Here is a 22,400-nt window from a genome sequence, read left to right as displayed (position 1 = left end):
GTGGCCAGCCACTCCTCCATTGTTGACGTTACAGTTTGGCGCGGGCGCGCGCGCTTTCGTTGCCCAACCGGTCCACGGCCGTGACGACCACCGTGTGCGCTGGCACGCCATCGTAATCGGCCAGCACCACTTCATTGCGGTTGGCCGGAGCCACCGTGAAGCGCCACTCGTCGCCGTAGCGGGCCCAGATCGCATACTGCGTGGCGTTCTTCGGCGCGCCCAGTCCCAGAGTAAGACCGTTCGCGCCGCGCCGCAGCGCCACGGTGGGCGCCGCCGGCGCCTGGTCGCCCAGCCACGGCGAGGCCGGCACCAGTGCCGCGCTCTGGTAGCTGTTGGCCTTCAGTTTATCGGCCAGGCCGGCGCGGTTCTGCATCAGCGGGGCCATGCTGAAGTGGACGTGGCCGTTGACGGTCGGACGCATGCGCGTCACATCGATCTGCCGGACGATTTCGTCAGGGCTGAACGGCTTGCTGCTGCCGTCGGCCGTCTTGCTGGTGAAAATGCCGGGCCAGACGTGGCGCGCATGCGTGTTCTGCGCCAGCCAGTAGTCGAGCAGCACGGGGAACGACTGGGGCGCCTGCGCGATCGGCCAGTACAGCTGCGGCGCCAGGTAATCGAGCCAGCCCTTTTGCAGCCACAGTTCGGCGTCCGCATACAGCTTGTCGTACTGCGAGAAGCCGGCGATGCCGCGCGGCCGGCGGTCCGGCCGGCCGATGCCGAAGGGGCTGATGCCGAACTTGACCCAGGCCTTTTCGCGGTGCACGGCCGTGTAGATCGCCTCGATCAGGCGGTCGACGTTCTGGCGCCGCCAGCCCGCGCGGTCCAGCGTGCCGCCGCCCTGCACGTAACGCTGCCACGAAGCCTGGTCGGGGAATTCCACTTCCGGCTTCTGCCAGGACGGGGCATCCAGCGCGGCCGCTTCCGCGCCATTGGCGCCGGTCGCCTCGATCGGATACGGATAGAAATAATCGTCGATGTGCACACCGTCGATATCGTAGCGGCGCACCACGTCCATGATCACGTCAAGGGTATGGCGCGACGCGCTTTCCTCGCCCGGGTCCATCCACAGGTATTTGCCGTATTTCTTGACGGCCTGCGGATTGGTGTTGGCGATGTGCTCCTTTGCCAGCGGCGAGCGCGCCGCGGAGTGGCGTGCCCGATAAGGATTGAACCACGCGTGCAGCTCCAGGCCGCGCGCATGCGCCTGCGCCACCCAGAATTGCAGCGGGTCCCACGCCGGTTGCGGCTCCTTGCCCTGCTTGCCGGTCAGGTACTCCGACCAGGGTTCCAGCGGCGACGGGTAAATCGCATCCGCGCTGGGACGCACCTGCAGCACGATCGCGTTCAGGTTCAGGGCGCGGGCGCGATCGAGGATTGCCAGGGCTTCGGCCTGCTGTTTGGCCGGCGGCAGGTTGCTGCGGCTGGGCCAGTCGATATTGGCGACGGTGGACACCCAGGCGGCACGGAATTCGCGCGGCGCAGCCGGCGGCTGCTCGCCCGTGTAATGGGGCGGTTCGTGACTGACCGCCGGCACGCCGGCCGTGCCTGGCCGTTTCGGTCCGCTGGTACATGCCGCCAGAAACGCCGCCATGGCGCCGGCCGCCCCTGCGGCCAGGATGCGCCGCTTTTTTGCATTAAAAGCCAAAACCATACCTCGTCATATCAAATCTGTGCCCGCTGGCGCAGCGCCGTATTGTAAACGCTGGCCTTGCCCTACTCGCGCCCGAATGCCGGGTCGACCTTGACGAGCGCAGTCATGATGAACGCCGGGATCGTTGCCAGGCATACCCAGATGAAGAAATGCTGGTAGCCCAGCATCTGCTGCAGATAGCCGCTGGCCATCTGCGGCACCATCATCCCCAGCGCCATCAGCCCCGTGCACATCGCGTAATGGGCCGTCTTGTGCTCGCCGTCCGCCACCATGATCATGAACATCATGTACGACGTGAAGCCGAGGCCGTAGCCGAACTGCTCGACGGCCATCGCCGCGCCGATGACGACAATGTTCTGCGGCTGCGCCATGGACAGGTAAACGAATACCAGGTCCGGCAGGTGGATGATCAGCGCCATCGGCCACAGGCAGCGCTTCAGACCATAGCGGGCGATCAGGAAACCGCCCAGCAGCCCGCCCACCGTCAGCGCGATGACGCCCACGGTGCCGTACACCACCCCGACCTGTGTGTTGTCCAGCCCCAGGCCGCCCTGGTCGACGGGATCGAGCAGGAAGGGAACCACCATTTTCAGGAGCTGCGATTCGCCCAGCCGGAACAGCAGCAGGAAGCCGAGGATCGTCAGGATGCCGTCCTTGCGGAAGAACGATACGAACGCGGTGAAGAATTCCCCGGTGCCGGTGCCTGCCGTGCGCACCGCATGGTCCTGGACCGGGTGCGGCAGCATGAAGAAGTGATACACGGCGAGGATGGCAAACACGGCGCCGAGCAGCGCGAAGATGACGGCCCAGGCGACGCGCGCATCGCCCGTCTCCCGGATCAGGATGCCCGACAGCGCCACCAGCACACCCTGCCCCGTGATGTTGGCCAGGCGGTAGAACGTACTGCGCACGCCGACAAAGGCCGCCTGCTGTTTCTGCGAGAGACCCAGCATATAGAAGCCGTCGGCGGCGATATCGTGGGTGGCGGAACTGAACGCCATCAGCCACAGCACGGCCAGGCTGACCTGGAAGAACGCGGGCAGGTGTGTCGTGAACGCCACCAGCGCCAGCGCGACCGCAATCGCCGCCTGCAACGCGACGACCCAGCGCCGCTTGGTGCCGAACATGTCGACGACGGGCGCCCACAGGGGTTTGATCACCCACGGCAGGTACAGCCAGGACGTATAAAAGGCGATCTCGGTGTTGGAGAAGCCGGTGTTCTTGTACATCACCAGCGCCAGTGTCATCGCGGTGAAGTAGGGAATGCCCTGGCCGAAATACAGGGTCGGCACCCAGGCCCAGGGGTTACGCTTTACTGCTGATTTCATCACATCCTTGTCTCGTGCTCGTTATGCCGCGGGATGCACGCGGCATGCCGCGCTTACCCGTCCAGGGCCGCGCGCAGGCTGCCGCCCGCCTCTGCCAGCAGCCTTTCCGCCCGCTCCACCGGCACCTGCCGCCGCAGCGCGACGATCGCCACCTTGACGTGGAAGCCGCACTGTTCGAGGGTGGCGCGCGCCTGCGCCTCGCTGGCGTCGGTGGCGTGCATTGTCAGCCGCAGCGCTCGCGCGAACAGCTTGGCATTGGTGGGTTTCAAGTCTACCATCAAGTTTCCGTAGACTTTGTGCAGACGGACCATGATGGCGCTGGAGATCGTGTTCAGCACGATCTTCTGCGACGTGCCGGCCTTGAGCCGGGTGCTGCCGGAAATGATTTCGGAGCCCGTATCGAGCGTGATACCGATGTCGGCCTGGCCCGCCAGGGTCGAGCCGGCATTGTTGGCGATGCCGATGGTCAGCGCGCCCGCCTCGCGGGCCGCCTGCAGCGCGCCCAGTACGTAGGGCGTGGCGCCGGAGGCGGCCAGCAGCAGCGCGACGTCATTGTTGGCCGGCCGGGCCGCCGCCATGTCGCGCATGCCCTGGTCATGATCGTCCTCCGCCCCCTCGACGGCGGCGAACATGGCCTGCTCGCCGCCCGCCAGCAGCGCGACGGCGCGCTCGCGCGGCCATGAAAAGGTGGGATACAGTTCCACGCTGTCCAGCACACCCAGGCGTCCGGACGTGCCGGCGCCCGCATACAGCAGGCGCCCGCCTGCTTCGATGCGCGGCACCGCCGCCTCCACGGCACGCGCGATGCGGGGCACGGCGTTGCGCACGGCCTGCACGGCGTTGAACTGGTCGTCCACGAACGACGCCACGAGTTCCGGAACAGGGTACTGATCGAGCAACGGGTGTTGCGGACTGGGAGTTTCGGTTTTCAGCATCGCCATCTTCATCCGTTGATACCGAATCAGTGTAATACCGGAGCGATCGCGTTTGCGTATGAAAGGTACAGTGTGGCGTATTCCTGTCAGTTATGACGGGTCGCGCCCTTATCCGCGCCGCATTTCCGCCACAAAATCATAGTGATCGCTGCGGCAGTATGAATGCGTCAGCTCGACCGCTTCACCCGACGCCAGGTAGGCGATGCGGGTGATGAACAGCACGGCCTGCCCTTCCGGCACGTCCAGCTGGCGCGCCAGTTCTGCCGGCGCGTTCATCGCCCGGATATGCTGCAGCGCGCGCACGGGCGCCTTGCCTGCCGCTTCCAGGTACTGGTACAGCGAATCGCCGACTGCCTCCGGCTGCGGCACCACGGCCACCGGCAGCACGCTCACTTCATAGGCCATCGCCACGTCGTCCGCCAGCCGCAGGCGCTCCAGCCGCGCCACTTTGCTGTTGGGCGACAGGCCAAGACTCATCTGCTCGTCGGCACTGGCCGTGACGACTTCCCGCTTCAGCCAGCGCGACCCGGGCCGGTAGCCGCGCTGCTGCAACTGTTCGGAAAAGCTCGACAGGTTCGACAGCGGCTGTTCGATGCGCGGCGCGATGTAGTTGCCGGAACCGCGCTTGCGCACGACCAGGCCCTGCTCGACCAGCTGATCGATGGCCTTGCGCGCCGTCACCCGCGAGACATTGAGCAGCTCGGACAGCGTGCGTTCCGACGGCAGCGCCTGATCGACCTGGTAGCGGCCGGCGCGCACGTCGTCGGTCAGCTTGCGGGCGATCTGCATGTACAGCGGCGAATTGTCGGTGGTCTCTGCTGGGTCTTGCACGGTCATTGCCATTCTCCTCAAGCCAGTAGTGTACCGGCGATGGCCGCTGCCCGCCGCGATTTGCTGATTAGAAAGGTCTGGTGCATGGGATAACGTTGGTGCAGGCGCTGATCTCAAGGGCGGATACGGGTGCGGCGCAGCAGGCGGTAGCCGTGACCGGGCGCGTAGACGAGCCGGCAGATCAGGACATCGTCCGGATGCGTGCGCACGACCAGCGTGACCGATCCGGCCGTGGCGCGCAGCTGCGCCGTGCCTGGCAGCGGCAGGACGGACGCGGCGGCCGTGCCCATGACGGTGGTCAGTTCGCCTGCCGTCGACGCCGTGTGCACGTGCACATGGCCCAGCACATTGCCGTGCGCGTCGAACCGCAGCACGCGCACGACCGGTCCGTCGACCTGCGCCACGGTGCGTTCGCCATCGGCGTGAACCAGAAACGCGGGGTCGGGACGATGACTGGGCTGGCCGGCGGGATCAGTAAACATGCGGTACTCGGCCATTGGACGGGGTGTGTCATTGTAGAAACATCGACCAGAGGGAATTCAGGCAATTCGTAAGCAATTGTCATGAAATTGTCTCCGCCGCGTGGGGCCGCGGCATCACCGCGGGTTATGGCCGGCGCATGAGCTTTCATTGGCCCGAACCGGACGGCGCCGCGTAAGCTTTCCTTCCACGGATTCGGGCGCAAGGTATGCAGACATCGCAACAGGGGCACGGGCGGCACGTCATCGTCATCGGCGGCGGCGTGGTGGGGCTGACGAGCGCCTGGTGGCTGCTGGAGGCGGGCTTTCGGGTCACGCTGCTGGAACGAGCGCCGGAGGTCGGCCGCGGCGCCAGCTACCGCAACGGCGGACAACTCAGCTACCGCTACGTCGCGCCGCTGGCCGACGCGGGGGTGCCGCTGAAGGCGCTGCAGTGGCTGTTCGAGGCCGACGGTCCGCTGCGCTTTCGTCCCGAAGCCGACTGGCGCCAGTGGCGCTGGCTGGCCGCTTTTCTCGCCAACTGCAATGGCGTCAGCAACCGTCGCACCACGGCCAAGCTGCTGGAGCTGGGCGAGCTGAGTCGCCGGAAAATGGCGCAGCTGGCCGTGCACGTACCGTTGTCCGAATTCGGCTGGCGCGAGGCGGGCAAGCTGGTTCTCTACCGTACTCCGGCCCTGTTCGATGCCGCCGCCGCGCGGGCCGGCGCCGGGCAGGTCGTCACCGGCGCCAAGGCAGCCGCACTGGAGCCCGCGCTGGCCGGGCTGGCGCCGCAACTGGCCGGCGGGATTTTCAACCCGGGCGAAGCGGTGGCCGATTGCAGCGCCTTTTGCGCGGCGCTGGCGCGTCGCCTGCCCAAGCATCCGCGTTTCGAAGGGGTCGTCCATGGGCGCGCGGTCTCGCTGTTTACTGAGGACAGCCGCGTCGTCGGTGTCGAAACGGCGGACGGCTGGCTGCAGGGCGACGACTACGTGCTGGCCGCCGGCATCCAGAGCCGCGACCTGGCCGCCACCGCCGGCATCCACCTGCCGCTGTATCCGTTGAAAGGCTACAGCCTGACGGCGCCGATCCGCCCGCACGACCTGGCGCCCGCCATCAGCGTGACCGACTTCGAACACAAGACCTTGTATGCCCGCATCGGCGACAGCCTGCGCGTGGCGGCCATGGTCGACATGGTGGGCGACAACCCGGCACTGGACGCCCGCCGCGTTGCCGGCCTGACGCGCCGGGCCCGCGAATCGATGCCGGCGGCGGCCGACTATGAGCGCATCGAGGCCTGGGCAGGCCTGCGGCCCGCCACGCCGAACAGCGCCCCGTTGCTGGGACGCACCCGGCATGCCAACCTGTGGCTGAACGTGGGGCACGGCCCGCTCGGCTTCACCTTCGCCTGCGGCACGGCGTCTATCCTCGCGGACCTAATGCGCGGCAACGCGCCGCCGATCACGCTCGACTTCATTGCCTGGCGCGCATGACATTGCCCTGCTGCGGGAAGGGCGCTGCAACTGCTTAAGGAAAATCAATGTTCGGTTCCGTACGGACAGGCGGCGCAGGGTGGCGCATGATGGTGTCACCTGCCTGCGAGTGCGCTGCCATTCCCGCCCACGGTGCCGTTAAAAAAGCAAGCTTTTGCAGACGACCATATCTGATCACTATTGATTCGAATTATTTTATATCGATAGACGGTCCCCTCCAGAGGGCACATACTGAAAGACGGCACCGCCATTCGCCCGCTCCGATCAATGTACGCTTCGGTAACACAATATTTGGCGAACACAAGGATACATAATGATTTTAATTGCGGATGACGATTCGGATTTTGCCGAGAACTGTCGCATGATGCTGGAATCTCATGGATATGACGTGAGCATAGTACAGAGCGGTACCGAGGCACTGGCCTGGATTACCGAGCAACGGCCGGACCTGCTGATTTCGGACTGTTGCATGCCTGGCCTGGATGGCCTGCAGCTCAGTGCCCAGCTAAAAGCCCGGCCAGGGACCGCGCAGCTCCCCATATTATTGATGAGTGGCTCACTGCAATGCCGGGTCGCACGTGGAACAAGTTATGACGCGTTCCTGAGAAAACCGTTCCTGGCCGAAGCTCTGCTGCAACAGGTGCATAAGCTGATGCAAAAGGCCACGGCGACTGAGTTGGCACATAAGGGATACGCATGAATTTAGCCAAGTTTATTTTAACCAACCTCGAGTGCATATTGCAGGAGTGGGAAGATTTCGCCTCCACGCTCGAACCGCTGATGAATGCCGACAAAAAGGAATTGCGCGATCACGCCGAGGCGGTATTGAAAGTCATTGCTGCCGATCTCGATACGCCGCAGGCTGAACACGAGAGTATTGCCAAGTCCAAGGGCCTCGGTCCGCAGGCGGACGACGATACCGCGGCCGAAATCCATGCAGCCGATCGGGTCGCGGCCGGTTTTACCAGCGAACAGGTCATGGCCGAGTATCGCGCGCTGCGCTCGAGCGTGCTGCGCCTGTGGGCGCGCCAGGTGGAGATCACCTCGCCTGCGGATGTCGAAGACATGGTGCGCTTCAACGAGGCGATCGACCAGGCGCTGACGGAGTCGATGGCCCGCTACGCGAAAATGCTGCGCGAAGCACAAAACCTGTTTCTGGCCATTCTCGGCCATGACGTCCGCACGCCGCTGGGCGCGATCAGCATGGGCGCCCAGGTACTGCTGCAGGATCAGTCCCTGCCGTCCAAGGCGCTCAAGGTGGGCCTGAGAATCTTCAACAGCTCGAAGCGGATGGATGCCATTGTCCGCGACTTGCTCGATTTTTCGACATCGCATCTGGGCGACGGTATTCCGGTCGATCCATATACGGTCGACCTTGCCGAGATCTGCCAGGGTGTCGTCGAAGAGGCGAGGACATTCCATCCGGACCGTGCCATCGACATGACGATGGAAGGCGATCTGGCCGGTGCCTGGGACGGCGACCGCATGGCCCAGGCGTTCTCGAACCTGATCTCGAATGCCATTCAGCATGGCCGTCCGAACAGCGTCATCAAGGTCGCCATACGGGGACTTGACGATGCCGTGGTCTATGAAGTGCGCAATGAGGCCGAAGTCATATCGCCTGCCAAGCTGCGCACCCTGTTTGATCCCGTCAAGCGCTTTGCCATCCGGCCCCCCGGCGAACGGGTCGCCTCTCGCATCGAAAACCTGGGTCTGGGCTTGTATGTGGTCAAGCAGATCGTCACCGCGCACCAGGGCGAAATGTCGGTAAGCTCGAGCAAGGATGACGGCGTGGTCTTTTCCGCACGCCTGCCCCGCATCACGCCCCACCGGCGCAACGATGACTGATCCAGAAAATGGGGACAGACCCCATTTTTAAAGAAACTTTGCCCCGAACCCCGGCCTGCCCGGGGTTTTTCTTTGCTCAGACACCCTCAGGCCGATATGGCGGATAATGTCGCCTTTCCACGCCTTTCCACGCCTTTACGTTGTCCGACTTGCACATGTCCAAATCGAAAACGCCGATCGGCTGTCCCTGCGGCGGCGCGGCGCTGGCTACCTGCTGCGGGCCGTTTATCGACGGCTATCTCGATCCAGCGAAGCTGCCGCCGACGGCCGAGCAGCTGATGCGCTCGCGCTATACGGCATTTACGCTGCGCAACGAGGCCTATCTGCTGGCGACGTGGCACCCCGGCACCCGGCCGACCGATCGCATCGTCGATCCCGACGAGACGTTGCAGTGGCTGGGACTTGAGGTAAAATCCGCTTTACGTTTACGTCAACGTAAAGTAGAACCGGCCAACCCGAATGAGGATTTCGTCGAATTCGTCGCCCGCTTCCGCGTGGCAGGCAAAGGCCAGCGGCTGCATGAAGTGAGCCGTTTCCTGCGCGAGCCGGACCCGGCCCTTGGCGGCGTGTCACGCTGGTTCTACGTGGACGGAGAATTTCCAGACAAGTCATAACGACAAGGGGACCGAATGCCGCACATCGAAAGCAAACTGAATTCGCGCAGCGAAGACTTCAAGGCCAACGCGGCCGCCATGCAGGCCATGGTCGACGACCTGCGCAGCAAGGTGGCGAAAGTCGCGCAGGGCGGCGGCGAAGCCGCCAGCGCCAAACACGTCGCCCGCGGCAAGCTGCTGCCGCGCGACCGTGTTCAGATGCTGCTCGATCCCGGCACGCCATTCCTCGAATTCTCCCAGCTGGCAGCGTTCGAGATGTACAAGGAAGCCAGCGGCATTGACGCGGCGCCGTCGGCGGGCATCATCACCGGCATCGGCCGCGTGGCCGGCCAGGAATGCGTCATCGTCTGCAACGACGCCACGGTGAAAGGCGGCACGTACTACCCGATCACCGTCAAAAAACACCTGCGCGCGCAGGAGATCGCGGAACAGAACAACCTGCCCTGCATTTATCTCGTCGATTCGGGCGGTGCCAACCTGCCGAACCAGGACGACGTGTTCCCCGACCGCGACCACTTCGGCCGCATCTTTTATAACCAGGCCAACCTGTCGGCGCAGGGCATTCCGCAGATCGCCGTGGTGATGGGCTCGTGCACGGCCGGTGGCGCGTATGTGCCGGCGATGAGCGACGAGTCGATCATCGTCAAGGAGCAAGGCACGATTTTCCTGGGCGGCCCGCCATTGGTGAAAGCGGCCACGGGCGAAGTGGTCAGCGCGGAAGACCTGGGCGGCGGCGACGTGCACACGCGCCTGTCCGGCGTTGTCGATCACCTGGCGCAGAACGACACCCATGCGCTGTCGCTGGCGCGCACCATCGTCTCGAACCTGAACCGGCGCAAGCCCGAACAGGCGCCGGTGCGCGACGTGGTGGAGCCGAAGTACGCACCGCAGGAGCTGTACGGCGTGATCCCCGTCGATACCCGCAAGCCGTTCGACATCCGCGAAGTCATCGCCCGCATCGTCGACGGCAGCGAATTCGACGAATTCAAGGCCCGTTACGGCACCACCCTGGTGTGCGGCTTCGCCCATATCTACGGCATGAAGGTCGGCATCGTTGCCAACAACGGCATCCTGTTTTCGGAATCGGCGCTGAAGGGCACGCACTTCATCGAGCTGTGCTGCCAGCGCAAGATCCCGCTCGTGTTCCTGCAAAATATCACGGGCTTCATGGTGGGCCGCAAGTACGAAAACGAGGGCATCGCCCGCAACGGCGCCAAGATGGTGACGGCCGTGGCGACCGCCGCGGTGCCGAAGTTCACCGTCATCATCGGCGGCAGCTTCGGCGCCGGCAATTACGGCATGTGCGGCCGGGCTTTCTCTCCGCGCTTCCTGTGGATGTGGCCCAATGCGCGCATCTCCGTCATGGGCGGCGAACAGGCCGCATCGGTGCTGGCCACCGTCAAGAGGGACGGCATCGAAGGCAAGGGCGGCCAGTGGACGCCTGAGGAGGAAGCCGCCTTCAAGCAGCCCATCAAGGAGCAATACGAACACCAGGGCCACCCGTACTACGCCAGCGCGCGGCTGTGGGACGATGGCATCATCGACCCGGCCGACACGCGCATGGTACTGGGCCTGGGCCTGTCTGCCGCGCTGAACGCGCCCATCCCCGACACGAAATTCGGTGTCTTCCGCATGTAACAGGCCGACATAAAAGGAACAACCGTGCATTACGAGACCCTGAATATCGACATCGCCGAGCGCGTGGCCACCGTCACGCTCGACCGGCCGGATGTGCGCAACGCGTTCAACGAGGAAACCATCGCCGAACTGACGGCCGCCTTTACCGCGCTGGGCGAGGTGGACTCGATCGGCGCCATCGTGCTGGCCGCGAACGGCGTGGCCTTCTGCGCCGGCGCGGACCTGAACTGGATGCGCAAGATGGCCGGCTACTCGCATGACGAGAACCGCGCCGACGCCATGCAACTGGCGAACATGCTGCGCACGATCTACCTCTGTCCGAAGCCCGTCGTGGCGAAGGTGCAGGGCGACTGCTATGCAGGGGGCATGGGCCTGGTGGCCGCCTGCGATATCGCAGTGGCCGTGGAGGATGCCCAGTTCTGCCTCAGCGAAGTCAAACTGGGGCTGATCCCGGCCACCATTTCACCGTATGTCATCAAGGCGATGGGAGAGAACGCGGCGCGCCGCTACTTCCTCACCGCCGAACGTTTCAATGCCAGGGAGGCGCTGCGCATCGGCTTCGTGCACGAGGTGGCAACCGCCGCCGCGCTGGACGGCCAGGTCGCCGTCATCGTGCAGGCGCTGGCGGCAAACAGCCCGAATGCCGTACGCGAGGCGAAGACGCTGGTGCGCGACATCGCCGGCCAGTTCGTCACCGATACCCTCGTTGCCGACACGGCGCAACGCATCGCGAACATCCGCGCGTCGGACGAAGGCCGCGAAGGCGTGCAGTCGTTCCTCGACAAGCGCAAGCCCTCCTGGCTCGCCTGATTAGGAGTCAAGTTTTTGTCGAATCAAAGCAGAGAATGGGTGTCCCGCAGCCTCGCCAGCGTGTGGCACCCCTGCACGCAGATGCAGCACCACGAAACCACGCCGCTGATCCCCGTCAGCCACGGCCGCGGCGCGTGGCTGTACGACCACGATGGCCGTCGGTATCTCGACGCCATCAGCTCGTGGTGGGTCAACCTGTTCGGTCATGCCAATCCGCGCATCAACGCGGCGCTGCGCGACCAGCTGGAGAAGCTGGAACACGCGATGCTGGCCGGCTTTACGCACGAACCGGTCATTGAACTGTCGGAGCGGCTGTCCGCGGCGACGAACCACCATCTGGGTCACGCGTTTTACGCCTCCGACGGTGCTTCCGCCGTGGAGATTGCATTGAAGATGAGTTTTCATTCGTGGCGCAACCGCGGCAGGAATGAAAAACAGGAATTCGTCTGCCTTCAGGGCAGCTATCACGGCGAGACCATCGGCGCCCTCGCCGTGACGGACGTGGCGCTGTTCAAGGATGCCTACGGCCCGCTGCTGCGCGCGGCGCAAACGGTGATGTCGCCCGATGCGCGCCAGGCCGTCGATGGCGAGACGGCGCAGGACGTGGCGCGTCGCGCCGCAGGCGACGTCGAGCGGCTGTTCCAGCAAAAATCCGAGAAGATCGCTGCCATCATCATCGAACCGCTGGTGCAGTGCGCCGCCGGCATGGCGATGCACGATCCGCTGTACCTGCAACTGGTGCGCGAGCTGTGCGACCGTTATGGCGTTCACCTCATCCTCGACGAAATCGCCGTCGGCTGCGGCCGCACCGGCACGTTCTTCGCCTGCGAACAGGCGGGCGTCCGGCCCGATTTTCTGACGCTGTCGAAAGGCATCAGCGGCGGCTACCTGCCGCTGTCCGTGGTCCTGAGCACGGACGACGTCTACCAGGCCTTCTACAGCGCCGACGTGACGCGCGGTTTCCTGCATTCGCACTCGTACACCGGCAACCCGCTGGCCTGCCGGGCCGCGCTGGCCACCCTCGACATTTTCAGGGAAGACGACGTACTGGCAGCTAACCAGTCGCTGGCCGACCGCATCACCACGGCGCTGGCACCGCTGCGCGGGCACGCACGCGTAAAACACTTCCGGCAGCGGGGGATGATCTGGGCATTCGATGCCACGGACGTGGACAACACGTTCTCGCGCCGCTTCTTCGCCAACGCCACGCAGAACGAACTGCTGCTGCGCCCCATCGGCAGCACCGTCTACCTGATGCCGCCGTACATCCTGACCGACGACGACGTACACGTTCTCGCCGACCGCACGCTGGCCGTGTTCGAACAGACGATCGCGGGCTGACATGGAACTGCTGAAAAAACTGGACGCGCAACTGCGGGCGCTGGACGAGCAAAGCCTGATCCGCGTGCGCAAGACCGTCGAGACGCCGTGCGGGCCGCGCGTGATCGTCGATGGGCGGCCGATGCTGGCGTTCTGCAGCAACGACTACCTGGGCCTGGCCGCCCATCCCGCCATCGCCGCGGCGCTGCAGGAAGGCGCGGCGCGCTATGGCACCGGCAGTGGCGCCTCGCACCTGATCAGTGGCCACAGCCGCGCGCACGTGCTGCTGGAAGAGCGCCTGGCCGCCTTCGAAAGTGCGTACCTGGTCGAAGCCCGCGCATTAAGCTTCTGCACGGGCTATATGGCGAACCTGGCCGTCATCACGGGGCTGGCAAGCGTCGACAGGAATACGGAAATCTTCAGCGAGGCGCTGAACCACGCGTCGCTGATCGACGGGGCGCGGCTGGCCCGCACGAGCGTCAAGGTCTACCCGCATGCGGACGTCGAGGCGCTGGCGGTGCTGCTGGAACAGAGCAGCGCCACCAACAAGATCGTCGTGACGGACAGCGTGTTTTCGATGGACGGCGACCTGGCGCCGCTGCCCGCGTTGCTGGCGCTGTGCGAGCGGCACAACGCCTGGCTGATCGTGGACGACGCGCACGGCTTCGGTACCCTGGGCGAAAACGGCCACGGCGCGCTGGAGCACTTCAGGCTGCGCTCGCCCAACCTCGTCTATATGGGCACGCTGGGCAAGGCGGCCGGCGTCGGCGGCGCCTTTGTCGCCGCCCACAAGACGGTCATCGAGACGCTGATCCAGCGTGCCCGCCCGTACATCTTCACGACGGCCGCGCCGCCGGTGCTGGCGCATGCGCTGCTGACGAGTCTTGACATCATCGAAGGTGAAGAAGGGCGGCATCGCCGCAGTCGGCTGGCCGCTTTGGTGGCACAATGGCAGGATGGCCTGACACTGCGGCGCTGGCAGCCGCTGGCCTCGCAGACGGCGATCCAGCCGATCGTCATCGGCCGCAACGACGAAACGATGCATGCCGCCGCCGCGTTATATGAACAGGGCATCTGGGTCGGCGGGATACGTCCGCCCACCGTACCTGCCGGGACGGCCCGGCTGCGCGTGACGTTCTCCGCGGCGCACACGACGCCGGAGGTCGCGCAGCTGATCGCCGCCCTGAACCAACTGGAAAGGACCTGAGATGGCACTGGAAGATCCTGTGGTCGTGCCGACTGTCGCGGAAGCGATCGATGAGCTGATCGAGAGCGCAACCGCCGCCGAGCCGGCAACCCCCGGCGTCCCGCCGCGCTTTGCGTGCTTCGTGACCGGCACCGACACGGAAATCGGCAAGACGCTGATTTCGTCGGCGCTGCTGCATGCACTGGTGCAGCGTGGCGTGCGCGCCTGCGGCATGAAACCCGTCGCCGCCGGCGCCGAACTGCGTGACGGCCGCCTGTACAACGATGACTGCGACCAGCTGGAAGCAGCCGGCAACGTGCACCTGCCGCAATCGATTACGACGCCGTTCCTGCTCAAGGAACCTGCGGCGCCGCATATCGCCGCGGCACTGGAAGGCGTCGCGATCGACCCGGTGCCGATCCTGGCGGCGTTCCTGGAGATCGCCGCGGCCAGCGACGCGACGGTAGTCGAAGGCGTCGGCGGCTTCCGCGTGCCGCTGACGGACACCTACGACACGGCCGACCTGGCGCAGCAGCTCGACCTGCCCGTCCTCCTGGTCGTCGGCATGCGCCTGGGCTGCATCAACCACGCGCTGCTGACGGTGGAAGCCATCGCCGCACGCGGCCTGAAGCTGATCGGCTGGGTGGCCAATACGCTGGAACAGGAAATGGCATTCGCCGACGAGAATATCGACGCGCTGGCGGCGCGCATCCCGGCCCCGCTGCTGGGCCGCGTGCCGCGTCTGGAACAGCCGTCGGCCGCCGCCTGCGCCGAATACCTGGATTTTACGGGCCTGCCGAACTGGCCGGCCCATCGCACTAACGATTAAAGGAAACACGATGTCCCTGCATGAACCGAAAACCGTCGCCCTGCACCGCCCGACCGCGGCCATCAAGCTGCCCGAGGCCGCGACGTGGCCGCGCGAAGACGTGCTGGCGCTGTTCGAGCTGCCGTTCAATGAGCTGATGTTCCGCGCCCAGGAAGCGCACCGCGCCAATTTCCCGGCCGGCGACGTGGAACTGGCAACGCTGCTGTCGATCAAGACGGGCGGCTGCGAGGAAGACTGCGGCTACTGCCCGCAGGCGGCACGCTACGACACGGGCGTCGAAGCGAAAAAGATTCTCGACACCGCCACCGTGCTGGAAGCGGCGAAGCAGGCCAAGGAAAACGGCGCGACGCGCTTCTGCATGGGTGCCGCCTGGCGCAGCCCGAAAGAGCGCGACATGGACAAGGTCGAAGAAATGGTGCGCGAAGTGAAGGCGCTGGGCCTGGAAACCTGTGCGACCTTGGGCATGCTGGAAGAGCAGCAGGCCGAGCGCCTGAAAGCCGCGGGCCTGGACTACTACAACCACAACCTGGACACGGCGCCGGAGTTCTACAACAACGTGATCTCCACGCGCGAATACCAGGACCGCCTGGACACGCTGGGTCACGTGCGCAACGCCGGCCTGAAAGTGTGCTGTGGCGGCATCGTCGGCATGGGCGAGACGCGCGAGCAGCGTGCCGGCCTGATCGCGCAGCTGGCGAACCTGAATCCGTATCCGGAATCGGTGCCGATCAACCACCTGGTGCAGGTCGAAGGCACGCCGCTGCACGGCATGGACCGTCTCGACCCGCTGGAGTTCGTGCGCACGATCGCCGTGGCGCGCATCACGATGCCAAAGGCGCGCGTGCGCCTGTCCGCCGGCCGGCGCGAGCTGGGCGAAGCCGTGCAGGCGATGTGCTTCATGGCCGGCGCCAACTCGATTTTCTACGGCGACAAGCTGCTGACGACCGATAATCCGGAAGCCAACGACGACCGCGCACTGCTGGCCAAACTGGGGCTGCCGACGCGCGCCGCCACCCTGGAATCGGTACAGAAGGAAGCCTGCGGCTGCTGAACCACGGCGCCCGCGGTACCCCCTGAATAAAAAGGGCCAAGAGCCCAGGAGGAGGAGACATGTTCAAGAAAATCCTGATCGCCAACCGGGGGGAAATCGCCTGCCGGGTGGCCGCCACTGCCCGGCGTATGGGCATCCGCACGGTCGCCGTGTATTCGGAAGCCGATGCGAACGCCAAGCACGTCGCCGTCTGCGACGAGGCCGTGCTGCTGGGCGAGGCGCCCGCCAAGGAAAGCTATCTGTGCGGCGATAAAATCATCGCCGTGGCGCTGGCGACCGGCGCGGAAGCGATCCACCCGGGCTACGGCTTCCTGTCCGAGAACGCGGAGTTCGCGGAAAGCTGCGCCGAAGCAGGGCTGGTATTCATCGGCCCGCCGGCATCGGCCATGCGCGCGATGGGCTCCAAATCGGCGGCGAAGTCGCTGATGGAGAAGGCCAGCGTGCCGCTCGTGCCGGGCTACCACGGCGACGAACAGGACCCGGCATTCCTGCAGCGGCAGGCCGACAGCATCGGCTACCCCGTGCTGCTGAAGGCGTCGGCCGGCGGCGGCGGCAAGGGCATGCGCGTGGTCGACAATGCCGATGGCTTCAAGGAAGCGCTGGCGTCGTGCAAGCGTGAGGCGATCAGCTCCTTTGGCGACGACAAGGTGCTGGTCGAAAAATATCTGCAGCGCCCGCGCCATATCGAGATCCAGGTGTTTGCCGACACCCACGGCAACTGCATCTACCTGTTCGAGCGCGATTGTTCGGTGCAGCGCCGCCACCAGAAGGTGCTGGAAGAAGCCCCCGCACCAGGCATGACGGAGGAACGCCGCGCCGCGATGGGCGATGCCGCCGTGGCAGCGGCCAAGGCGGTCGGCTATGTCGGCGCCGGCACGGTCGAATTCATTGCAAACCAGGACGGCTCGTTCTACTTCATGGAGATGAACACGCGCCTGCAGGTGGAGCACCCGGTGACGGAAATGATCACGGGCACGGACCTCGTCGAATGGCAGCTGCGCGTGGCGGCCGGCGAGCCGCTGCCGAAGCGGCAGGACGAGCTGCGCATCCACGGCCACGCCATCGAGGCGCGCATCTACGCGGAGAATCCCGACAAGGGTTTCCTGCCGTCGATCGGCACGCTGCGTCACCTGGAGACGCCGGCCGCCGTCAATTTCGAACTGGGCGGCAACAGCCTGCAGCCGGCCGCCGTGCGCGTCGACTCGGGCGTGCGCGAAGGCGATGCCATCTCGCCCTACTACGACCCGATGATCGCCAAGCTGATCGTCTGGGGCGTGGATCGCAAGCAGGCGCTGGCCCGCATGGCGCAGGCGCTGGCGCAGTACCAGATCGTCGGCCTGGCCGCGAACATCGCTTTCCTGAAACGCCTGGTCGAATGCGAGGCGTTTGCCGGCGCCAACCTGGACACCGGGCTGATCGAACGTCACAAGGACACCCTGTTCCCTCCTGCACGCTCGGTGCCGGTGGCGGCGCTGGCGCTGGCCTGCGTGGCGCTGCTCGAACAGGAAAAGGACCAGGCATCGAAGCACTCCGGCGCCAATGGCGGCGACCCGTGGGGCCAGGCGCTGGGCTGGCGCATGAATGCGCAATTCATCCGCACGCTGCCATTCAGCGACGAGCATGGCAAGGAGTATGAACCCTGCTTCAAGTACCTGCCGCATGGCTGGGAGCTGACGATCAAGGGCATCGATGTGGACGTGAGCCTGATGACGCGCGGCGGCGTGGAGCTGTCGATCAAGCTGGGCGACACGTCCGTGCAGGGCTGCGTGCGGCGCGACGGCGACGCGTTCCACGTGTTTGTCGGCGGCGGCCATCACACACTGCACTACAACGATCCCCTGGCCCACGCAGGCGAAGCGGAAAGCGAAGGGGGGCGCCTGACGGCACCGATGCCGGGCAAGGTGGTCGCCGTGCTGGCCGCGCAAGGGCAGGACGTCAAGAAGGGCGACCCGCTCGTCATCATGGAAGCGATGAAGATGGAGCACACGATCGCCGCGCCGCACGACGGCACCGTGGACGAAGTGCTGTATGCCGTCGGCGACCAGGTCACGGACGGCGCGCCGCTGCTGGCATTCCGCGCTGCGGCGTAACGGGAGAGCCTCATGCGTATTCTGCTGTATCGACCGGACGGCAATACGGCACCGTGGGCGGACGATTTCGCCCGGCAGCTGCCCCAGGCCACCTGCGTGGCGTGGCGCGAAGGGGAGAAACCGGCGCCATGCGACTACGCCGTCGTCTGGGCGCCGCCCGAGGCGATGCTGCGCGAGCTGGCCGAGGTCAAGGCCATCTTCCTGATGGGCGCGGGCGTGGATGCGATCATGCGCCACGTCGACCTGATTCCCCGCCACGTGCCACTGGTGCGGCTGGGCGATGCAGGCATGGGCGTGCAGATGGCGGAGTACGTCGTGCACGCGGTGCTGCGCTACTTCCGCCGCTTCGACCTGTATGACGACCAGGCCGCCGTAGGCGAATGGCGTGCGCTGGCGCCGCATGACCGCGCCGGCTTCGGGGTCGGCATCATGGGTGCGGGCGTACTGGGCCAGCGCGTGCTCGACTGCCTGAAGCCGTTTGGCTTCCCGCTGCACGCGTGGAGCCGCAATGGCAAGAAGATCGACGGCGTCACGTGCCATGCGGGCATGGTTGGGCTGGACGGCTTCCTGCGCCAGAGCCGGGTCGTCGTCTGCATGCTGCCGCTGACGGAGGAAACCAGCAATATCCTCAATCGCACGAACCTGGCGAAGATGCCCGCGGGGTCGTACGTGATCAACGTGGCACGCGGCTCTCATCTAGCCGAGCCGGACTTGCTGGCGTTCATCAAGAGCGGCCATATCGCCGGCGCCACGCTGGACGTGTTCCGCAACGAACCGCTGCCGGCGCAGCACCCGTTCTGGCAGGAGCCGCGCATCACGATCACGCCGCATATCGCCGCGCTGACCTTGCGCGACGAAAGCGTGCGCCAGATCGCCGGCAAGATCGGGCTGCTGGAAGAGGGCAGGCCGTGCCCTGACATCGTCAACCGCGAACTGGGATATTGATATGACATTGCCGAGAAAAGTGAAGATCGTCGAAGTGGGCCCGCGCGACGGGCTCCAGAACGAAAAGGAAAATGTTCCGGCCGACGTCAAGATCGCGCTGGTGGACCGCCTGACGGCGGCCGGCTTCGCCAACATCGAGGCGGCGTCGTTCGTGTCGCCCAAGTGGGTGCCGCAGATGGCGACGAGCCAGGAGGTCATGGCCGGCATCGCGCGCAAGCCAGGCGTGATCTACTCCGCGCTGACGCCGAACATGCAGGGCTTCGAGGCGGCACTGGCGGCCGGCGCCCATGAAGTCGTCATCTTCGGCGCGGCCTCCGAGGCGTTCTCGCAGCGGAACATCAACTGTTCGATCGCCGAATCGATCACCCGCTTCGAGCCGGTGGCAAAGGCGGCCAAGGAACACGGCCTGCGCCTGCGCGCCAGCGTCAGTACGGCTTTCGGTTGCCCCTACCAGGGCGACGTGCCGCTTGAATCGGTGGCGTACGTGGTGGGCCGCATGCGCGACCTGGGCTGCGACGAGATCGACATCGCCGACACCATCGGGGTGGCCACGCCGCTGAAGACGCAAGCGGTGATGCAGACGGCGATCCGCGAGTTCCGCATCGACGGCCTGTCCGGCCACTTCCATGACACGTATGGGCAGGCGCTGGCCAATATCTACGCGGCGCTGGAGACAGGGATCTCGATTTTTCACTCCTCCGTGTCCGGCCTGGGCGGCTGCCCTTACGCGAAAGGAGCGACAGGCAACGTCGCCACCGAGGACGTGATCTACATGATGAACGGACTGGGTATCGAGACGGGCGTCGACCTGGATACGGTGGTGGATGCGGGAGCGTTCATCTCACAGTTCCTGGGCCGCAAGGGCGCCAGCCGCGCAGGCAACGCGATTCTCGCCAAACGCGCGGGTTGATGTGCTGGGACAGTGACCTGTCGCAGACAGGTCACTGTCCCCAAAAGGTCCCCTTCCCTGAAGCTCCGTCCGGAAAACACATAAAAAAAACCCCGCAAGCCGAAACTCGCGGGGTTTTCTTTTGAATCTTGGTCGGAGTACAAGGATTCGAACCTTGGACCCTCTGGTCCCAAACCAGATGCGCTACCGGGCTGCGCTACACTCCGAAGAAGCAAGATAATACCGGCTGCCACCCAGCTCGTCAAGAGCGTCGCAAAATTATTTCGCCGAGGCGTAGATGCCAAATCGGCAATGTGCGAAGATTGGCGTTCCATGTCACACGGTTCGCACACCATGCAGCAGGCGTTGACCTTTCCCGCACCCCGTCGCCACGCGCTGGTCGCCGGCCTGGCGATCTCCGCGCTGCTGCATGCATTGCTGCTGTTTTATCTGCGGCTGCCCACGTCGACACGGACCGAACCGGACACACGCCGATGGGCCCAGCCGCTGACCGTGCAGTTGCTGCCCCCGCCGCCGCCACCTGTCGCGCCCAGCGCGCCCAAGGCAGAACCGAAAGCCGTCACGCCGGAACGCGCGGCGCGGCCAGGGCGCGCGCTACCGCAGTCAATCGTCGCTGCTCCGCGATCCGATGCTTCCGCCACCATGGACGCCACGCCCGAACCGACACCATCCGCCGAACCGCAGGTCGATATCGCCGCCGCGCGGGCCACGGCGCGGGGGATCGCGAAAGAGCTGCCGTCGTCCGACAACTGGGCTGCCGAAAAACTCGCGAAAGCCAGGGAGCTGGAAGAGACCAGGGATGAAAAACTGGGCAAGAACATTGCCCGCTCGGCGCGGCCGGATTGCCGCAACGGCGCGGGCGGCCTGCTGGCGCCACTGATCTGGCTGATGGACAAGAAGGACAGCGGCTGCAAATTCTAGTCACAACCAAGGGAAAACAATGCTGACGATACTGGGCAAGGAAACGTCGATCAACGTGCGCAAGGTGCTGTGGACCTGCCGCCTGCTGGATCTGCCATGGACGCTGGAACCATGGGGCAGCGGCGTGCGCGACCCGCGCGTGCCGGAGTTCATGGCGCTCAATCCGAACGCACAGGTGCCCGTGCTGCGGGACGGCGACACCGTGCTGTGGGAATCGAACACGATCTGCCGCTACCTGGCAACGAAGGCCGGGGACACGGCGCTGCTGCCGGCCGACGCGCTGGCGCGGGCGCGCGTCGAGCAGTGGATGGACTGGCAGGCCACGGAACTGAACGCGGCATGGCGGCCCGCGTTCATGGCGCTGATGCGGGGCAGCGACAAGTTCGACGCGGCGGCAATTGCCGCCAGCGTGGCGGACTGGAACGGCAAGATGGCGATCCTGGACGCGCAACTGGCGCGTACCGGCGCCTTCGTCACGGGCCCTGACTTCACGCTGGCCGACGTGGTGCTGGCGTTGTCTGCGCACCGCTGGCGCATGGCGCCGATCGAACACGTGCGCTTCCCTGCGATGGAAGCGTATCTGCACCGACTGGAAACCGTGCCGGGGTTCGCGCAGTATTGCGGCGAAGCGACGCCTTAATCCCCGCCCTTCAGCGCCAGCGCGCGGTCGTACAGCGCGTTCTTCTTGCGCCCCGTGATCTGCGCTGCCAGGTTGGCCGCCTGCTTGACGGAGCATTCGGCCAGCAGGATGTTCAGGATGCGCTCCGCCTCGGCATCGCCGGCATCCGTGGCTTCCGGTGCGCCCGCCAGCAGCACGACGTATTCTCCCTTCTCGCGGTGCGCGTCGGCGGCGATCCATGCGGCGGCGTCGGACAGTGGGCAGCGGTGGATCTCCTCGAACAGTTTGGTCAGCTCGCGCGCGAAGACGACCTGGCGGGTGGGCTCGAATACGGCGGCCAGCGCAGCGGCGCAATCGACGATGCGGTGCGGCGCCTCGTAGAACACCATCGTCGCGGTTACCGTGCGCAGGCCGTTCAGCACCGTCTCGCGCTGCTTTGCCTTGGCCGGCAGGAAGCCGACGAAATGAAACTGGTCGTTGATCAGGCCACTGGCCGACAGTGCCGTCACGGCCGCGGACGCGCCGGGCAGCGGCACCACGCGCAGGCCGGCGCCGATGACGGCGTCGACGATCTTCGCGCCCGGGTCCGACACGCCAGGCGTGCCTGCATCGGAGACCAGCGCGATACGCTCGCCTGCCTGCAGGCGCTGCACGATCGCCTGCGCCGCTTCGCGTTCGTTGTGCATGTGCGCGGCCACCAGCGGTTTATGGATGCCGAAGCGCTGCAGCAGGTGCGACGTGTTGCGCGTGTCCTCACAGGCGATCGCATCGACCAGCGTCAACACGTGCAGCGCCCGCAGGCTAATGTCGGTAACATTGCCGATGGGGGTGGCTACTACATACAATGTTGCCGTAGGATAGGTCTGCAGCGCCGTTTCGCCGAGCACGGGAAGCGTCGCGAGCACGCTGGATTCTTGAACTGTCAT

At 65.5% G+C, this 22,400-nt stretch carries 21 protein-coding genes and 1 tRNA gene; 15 read left to right on the top strand and 7 right to left on the bottom strand.

Going from position 1 to position 22,400, the window contains the following annotated elements; translation table 11 throughout:
• Positions 1–28: 28 nt before the first annotated feature.
• From E1742_RS16625 to E1742_RS16605, 5 genes are all read right to left on the bottom strand, one after another.
• On the bottom strand, positions 29–1,651 hold the full coding sequence (locus tag E1742_RS16625) for a glycoside hydrolase family 10-like protein (RefSeq protein WP_134386097.1): 1,623 nt from the start codon (positions 1,649–1,651) through the stop codon (positions 29–31).
• Between the two features lie 62 nt (positions 1,652–1,713).
• Positions 1,714–2,979: an MFS transporter gene (locus E1742_RS16620; protein WP_134386096.1), complete on the bottom strand. Its 1,266-nt coding sequence runs from the start codon at positions 2,977–2,979 to the stop codon at positions 1,714–1,716.
• A gap of 53 nt (positions 2,980–3,032) precedes the next feature.
• The gene (gene murQ, locus E1742_RS16615; RefSeq protein ID WP_259772406.1) at positions 3,033–3,926 is read right to left on the bottom strand and encodes an N-acetylmuramic acid 6-phosphate etherase; all 894 of its coding nucleotides are present in this window, start codon (positions 3,924–3,926) and stop codon (positions 3,033–3,035) included.
• Positions 3,927–4,022: 96 nt separating this feature from the next.
• Positions 4,023–4,751, bottom strand: a complete 729-nt coding sequence (locus tag E1742_RS16610) for a GntR family transcriptional regulator (protein WP_229466032.1) — start codon at positions 4,749–4,751, stop codon at positions 4,023–4,025.
• Between the two features lie 107 nt (positions 4,752–4,858).
• On the bottom strand, positions 4,859–5,227 hold the full coding sequence (locus E1742_RS16605; RefSeq protein ID WP_134386093.1) for a hypothetical protein: 369 nt from the start codon (positions 5,225–5,227) through the stop codon (positions 4,859–4,861).
• A gap of 206 nt (positions 5,228–5,433) precedes the next feature.
• Between E1742_RS16605 and E1742_RS16600 the strand changes: the two genes are divergently transcribed.
• The 13 genes from E1742_RS16600 (at position 5,434) to E1742_RS16540 (ending at position 19,934) form a co-directional block, all read left to right on the top strand.
• Entirely contained in the window at positions 5,434–6,693 is a 1,260-nt protein-coding gene (locus E1742_RS16600; RefSeq protein WP_134386092.1) for a D-amino acid dehydrogenase, read from the top strand.
• A gap of 313 nt (positions 6,694–7,006) precedes the next feature.
• Positions 7,007–7,393, top strand: a complete 387-nt coding sequence (locus E1742_RS16595; protein WP_134386091.1) for a response regulator — start codon at positions 7,007–7,009, stop codon at positions 7,391–7,393.
• Entirely contained in the window at positions 7,390–8,541 is a 1,152-nt protein-coding gene (locus tag E1742_RS16590) for a sensor histidine kinase (RefSeq protein ID WP_134386090.1), read from the top strand. Before E1742_RS16595 ends, E1742_RS16590 begins: the two co-directional genes overlap by 4 nt.
• Positions 8,542–8,696: 155 nt before the next feature.
• The gene (locus tag E1742_RS16585; protein ID WP_134386089.1) at positions 8,697–9,155 is read left to right on the top strand and encodes a YchJ family protein; all 459 of its coding nucleotides are present in this window, start codon (positions 8,697–8,699) and stop codon (positions 9,153–9,155) included.
• A 15-nt stretch (positions 9,156–9,170) separates the two neighbouring features.
• Complete coding sequence (locus tag E1742_RS16580; RefSeq protein WP_134386088.1) at positions 9,171–10,793, top strand: carboxyl transferase domain-containing protein; 1,623 nt, start codon at positions 9,171–9,173, stop codon at positions 10,791–10,793.
• Positions 10,794–10,817: 24 nt separating this feature from the next.
• Positions 10,818–11,603 (top strand): enoyl-CoA hydratase/isomerase family protein, encoded by a 786-nt coding sequence (locus tag E1742_RS16575; RefSeq protein WP_134386087.1) that lies wholly within the window; start codon positions 10,818–10,820, stop codon positions 11,601–11,603.
• A 15-nt stretch (positions 11,604–11,618) separates the two neighbouring features.
• Positions 11,619–12,944, top strand: a complete 1,326-nt coding sequence (locus E1742_RS16570; protein ID WP_134386086.1) for an adenosylmethionine--8-amino-7-oxononanoate transaminase — start codon at positions 11,619–11,621, stop codon at positions 12,942–12,944.
• Position 12,945: 1 nt separating this feature from the next.
• Positions 12,946–14,130 (top strand): 8-amino-7-oxononanoate synthase, encoded by a 1,185-nt coding sequence (bioF, locus tag E1742_RS16565; protein WP_134386085.1) that lies wholly within the window; start codon positions 12,946–12,948, stop codon positions 14,128–14,130.
• Position 14,131: 1 nt separating this feature from the next.
• Entirely contained in the window at positions 14,132–14,938 is an 807-nt protein-coding gene (gene bioD, locus E1742_RS16560; RefSeq protein ID WP_134386084.1) for a dethiobiotin synthase, read from the top strand.
• 10 nt (positions 14,939–14,948) lie between these two features.
• Positions 14,949–15,989: a biotin synthase BioB gene (gene bioB, locus E1742_RS16555; protein WP_134386083.1), complete on the top strand. Its 1,041-nt coding sequence runs from the start codon at positions 14,949–14,951 to the stop codon at positions 15,987–15,989.
• Between the two features lie 59 nt (positions 15,990–16,048).
• On the top strand, positions 16,049–18,079 hold the full coding sequence (locus tag E1742_RS27405) for an acetyl/propionyl/methylcrotonyl-CoA carboxylase subunit alpha (protein ID WP_134386082.1): 2,031 nt from the start codon (positions 16,049–16,051) through the stop codon (positions 18,077–18,079).
• A 12-nt stretch (positions 18,080–18,091) separates the two neighbouring features.
• Positions 18,092–19,024, top strand: a complete 933-nt coding sequence (locus E1742_RS16545) for a 2-hydroxyacid dehydrogenase (RefSeq protein ID WP_134386081.1) — start codon at positions 18,092–18,094, stop codon at positions 19,022–19,024.
• 1 nt (position 19,025) lies between these two features.
• A complete protein-coding gene (locus tag E1742_RS16540) occupies positions 19,026–19,934 on the top strand; it encodes a hydroxymethylglutaryl-CoA lyase (RefSeq protein ID WP_134386080.1) in 909 nt (302 codons plus the stop codon).
• A gap of 129 nt (positions 19,935–20,063) precedes the next feature.
• Here the strand turns inward: E1742_RS16540 and E1742_RS16535 are convergent.
• Positions 20,064–20,140 (bottom strand) — tRNA-Pro (locus E1742_RS16535).
• A 106-nt stretch (positions 20,141–20,246) separates the two neighbouring features.
• On the opposite strand from E1742_RS16535, the gene E1742_RS16530 reads away from it, so the two are divergent.
• Positions 20,247–20,855 carry a hypothetical protein gene (locus tag E1742_RS16530; protein ID WP_134386079.1) on the top strand — a complete coding sequence of 203 codons (609 nt, stop codon included), beginning with the start codon at positions 20,247–20,249 and terminating at the stop codon, positions 20,853–20,855.
• A gap of 19 nt (positions 20,856–20,874) precedes the next feature.
• The gene (locus E1742_RS16525; protein WP_134386078.1) at positions 20,875–21,495 is read left to right on the top strand and encodes a glutathione S-transferase family protein; all 621 of its coding nucleotides are present in this window, start codon (positions 20,875–20,877) and stop codon (positions 21,493–21,495) included.
• On the opposite strand, the gene rsmI is transcribed toward E1742_RS16525, so the two are convergent.
• Positions 21,492–22,400, bottom strand: a complete 909-nt coding sequence (gene rsmI / locus E1742_RS16520) for a 16S rRNA (cytidine(1402)-2'-O)-methyltransferase (protein ID WP_134386077.1) — start codon at positions 22,398–22,400, stop codon at positions 21,492–21,494. The genes E1742_RS16525 and rsmI overlap by 4 nt on opposite strands.

The sequence above is a fragment of the Pseudoduganella plicata genome (assembly GCF_004421005.1).
Taxonomy (GTDB): Bacteria; Pseudomonadota; Gammaproteobacteria; order Burkholderiales; family Burkholderiaceae_D; genus Rugamonas; species Rugamonas plicata.
The sequence above is the reverse complement of the archived record's forward strand: the minus strand, read 5'-3'. Positions and strand labels throughout refer to the sequence as shown.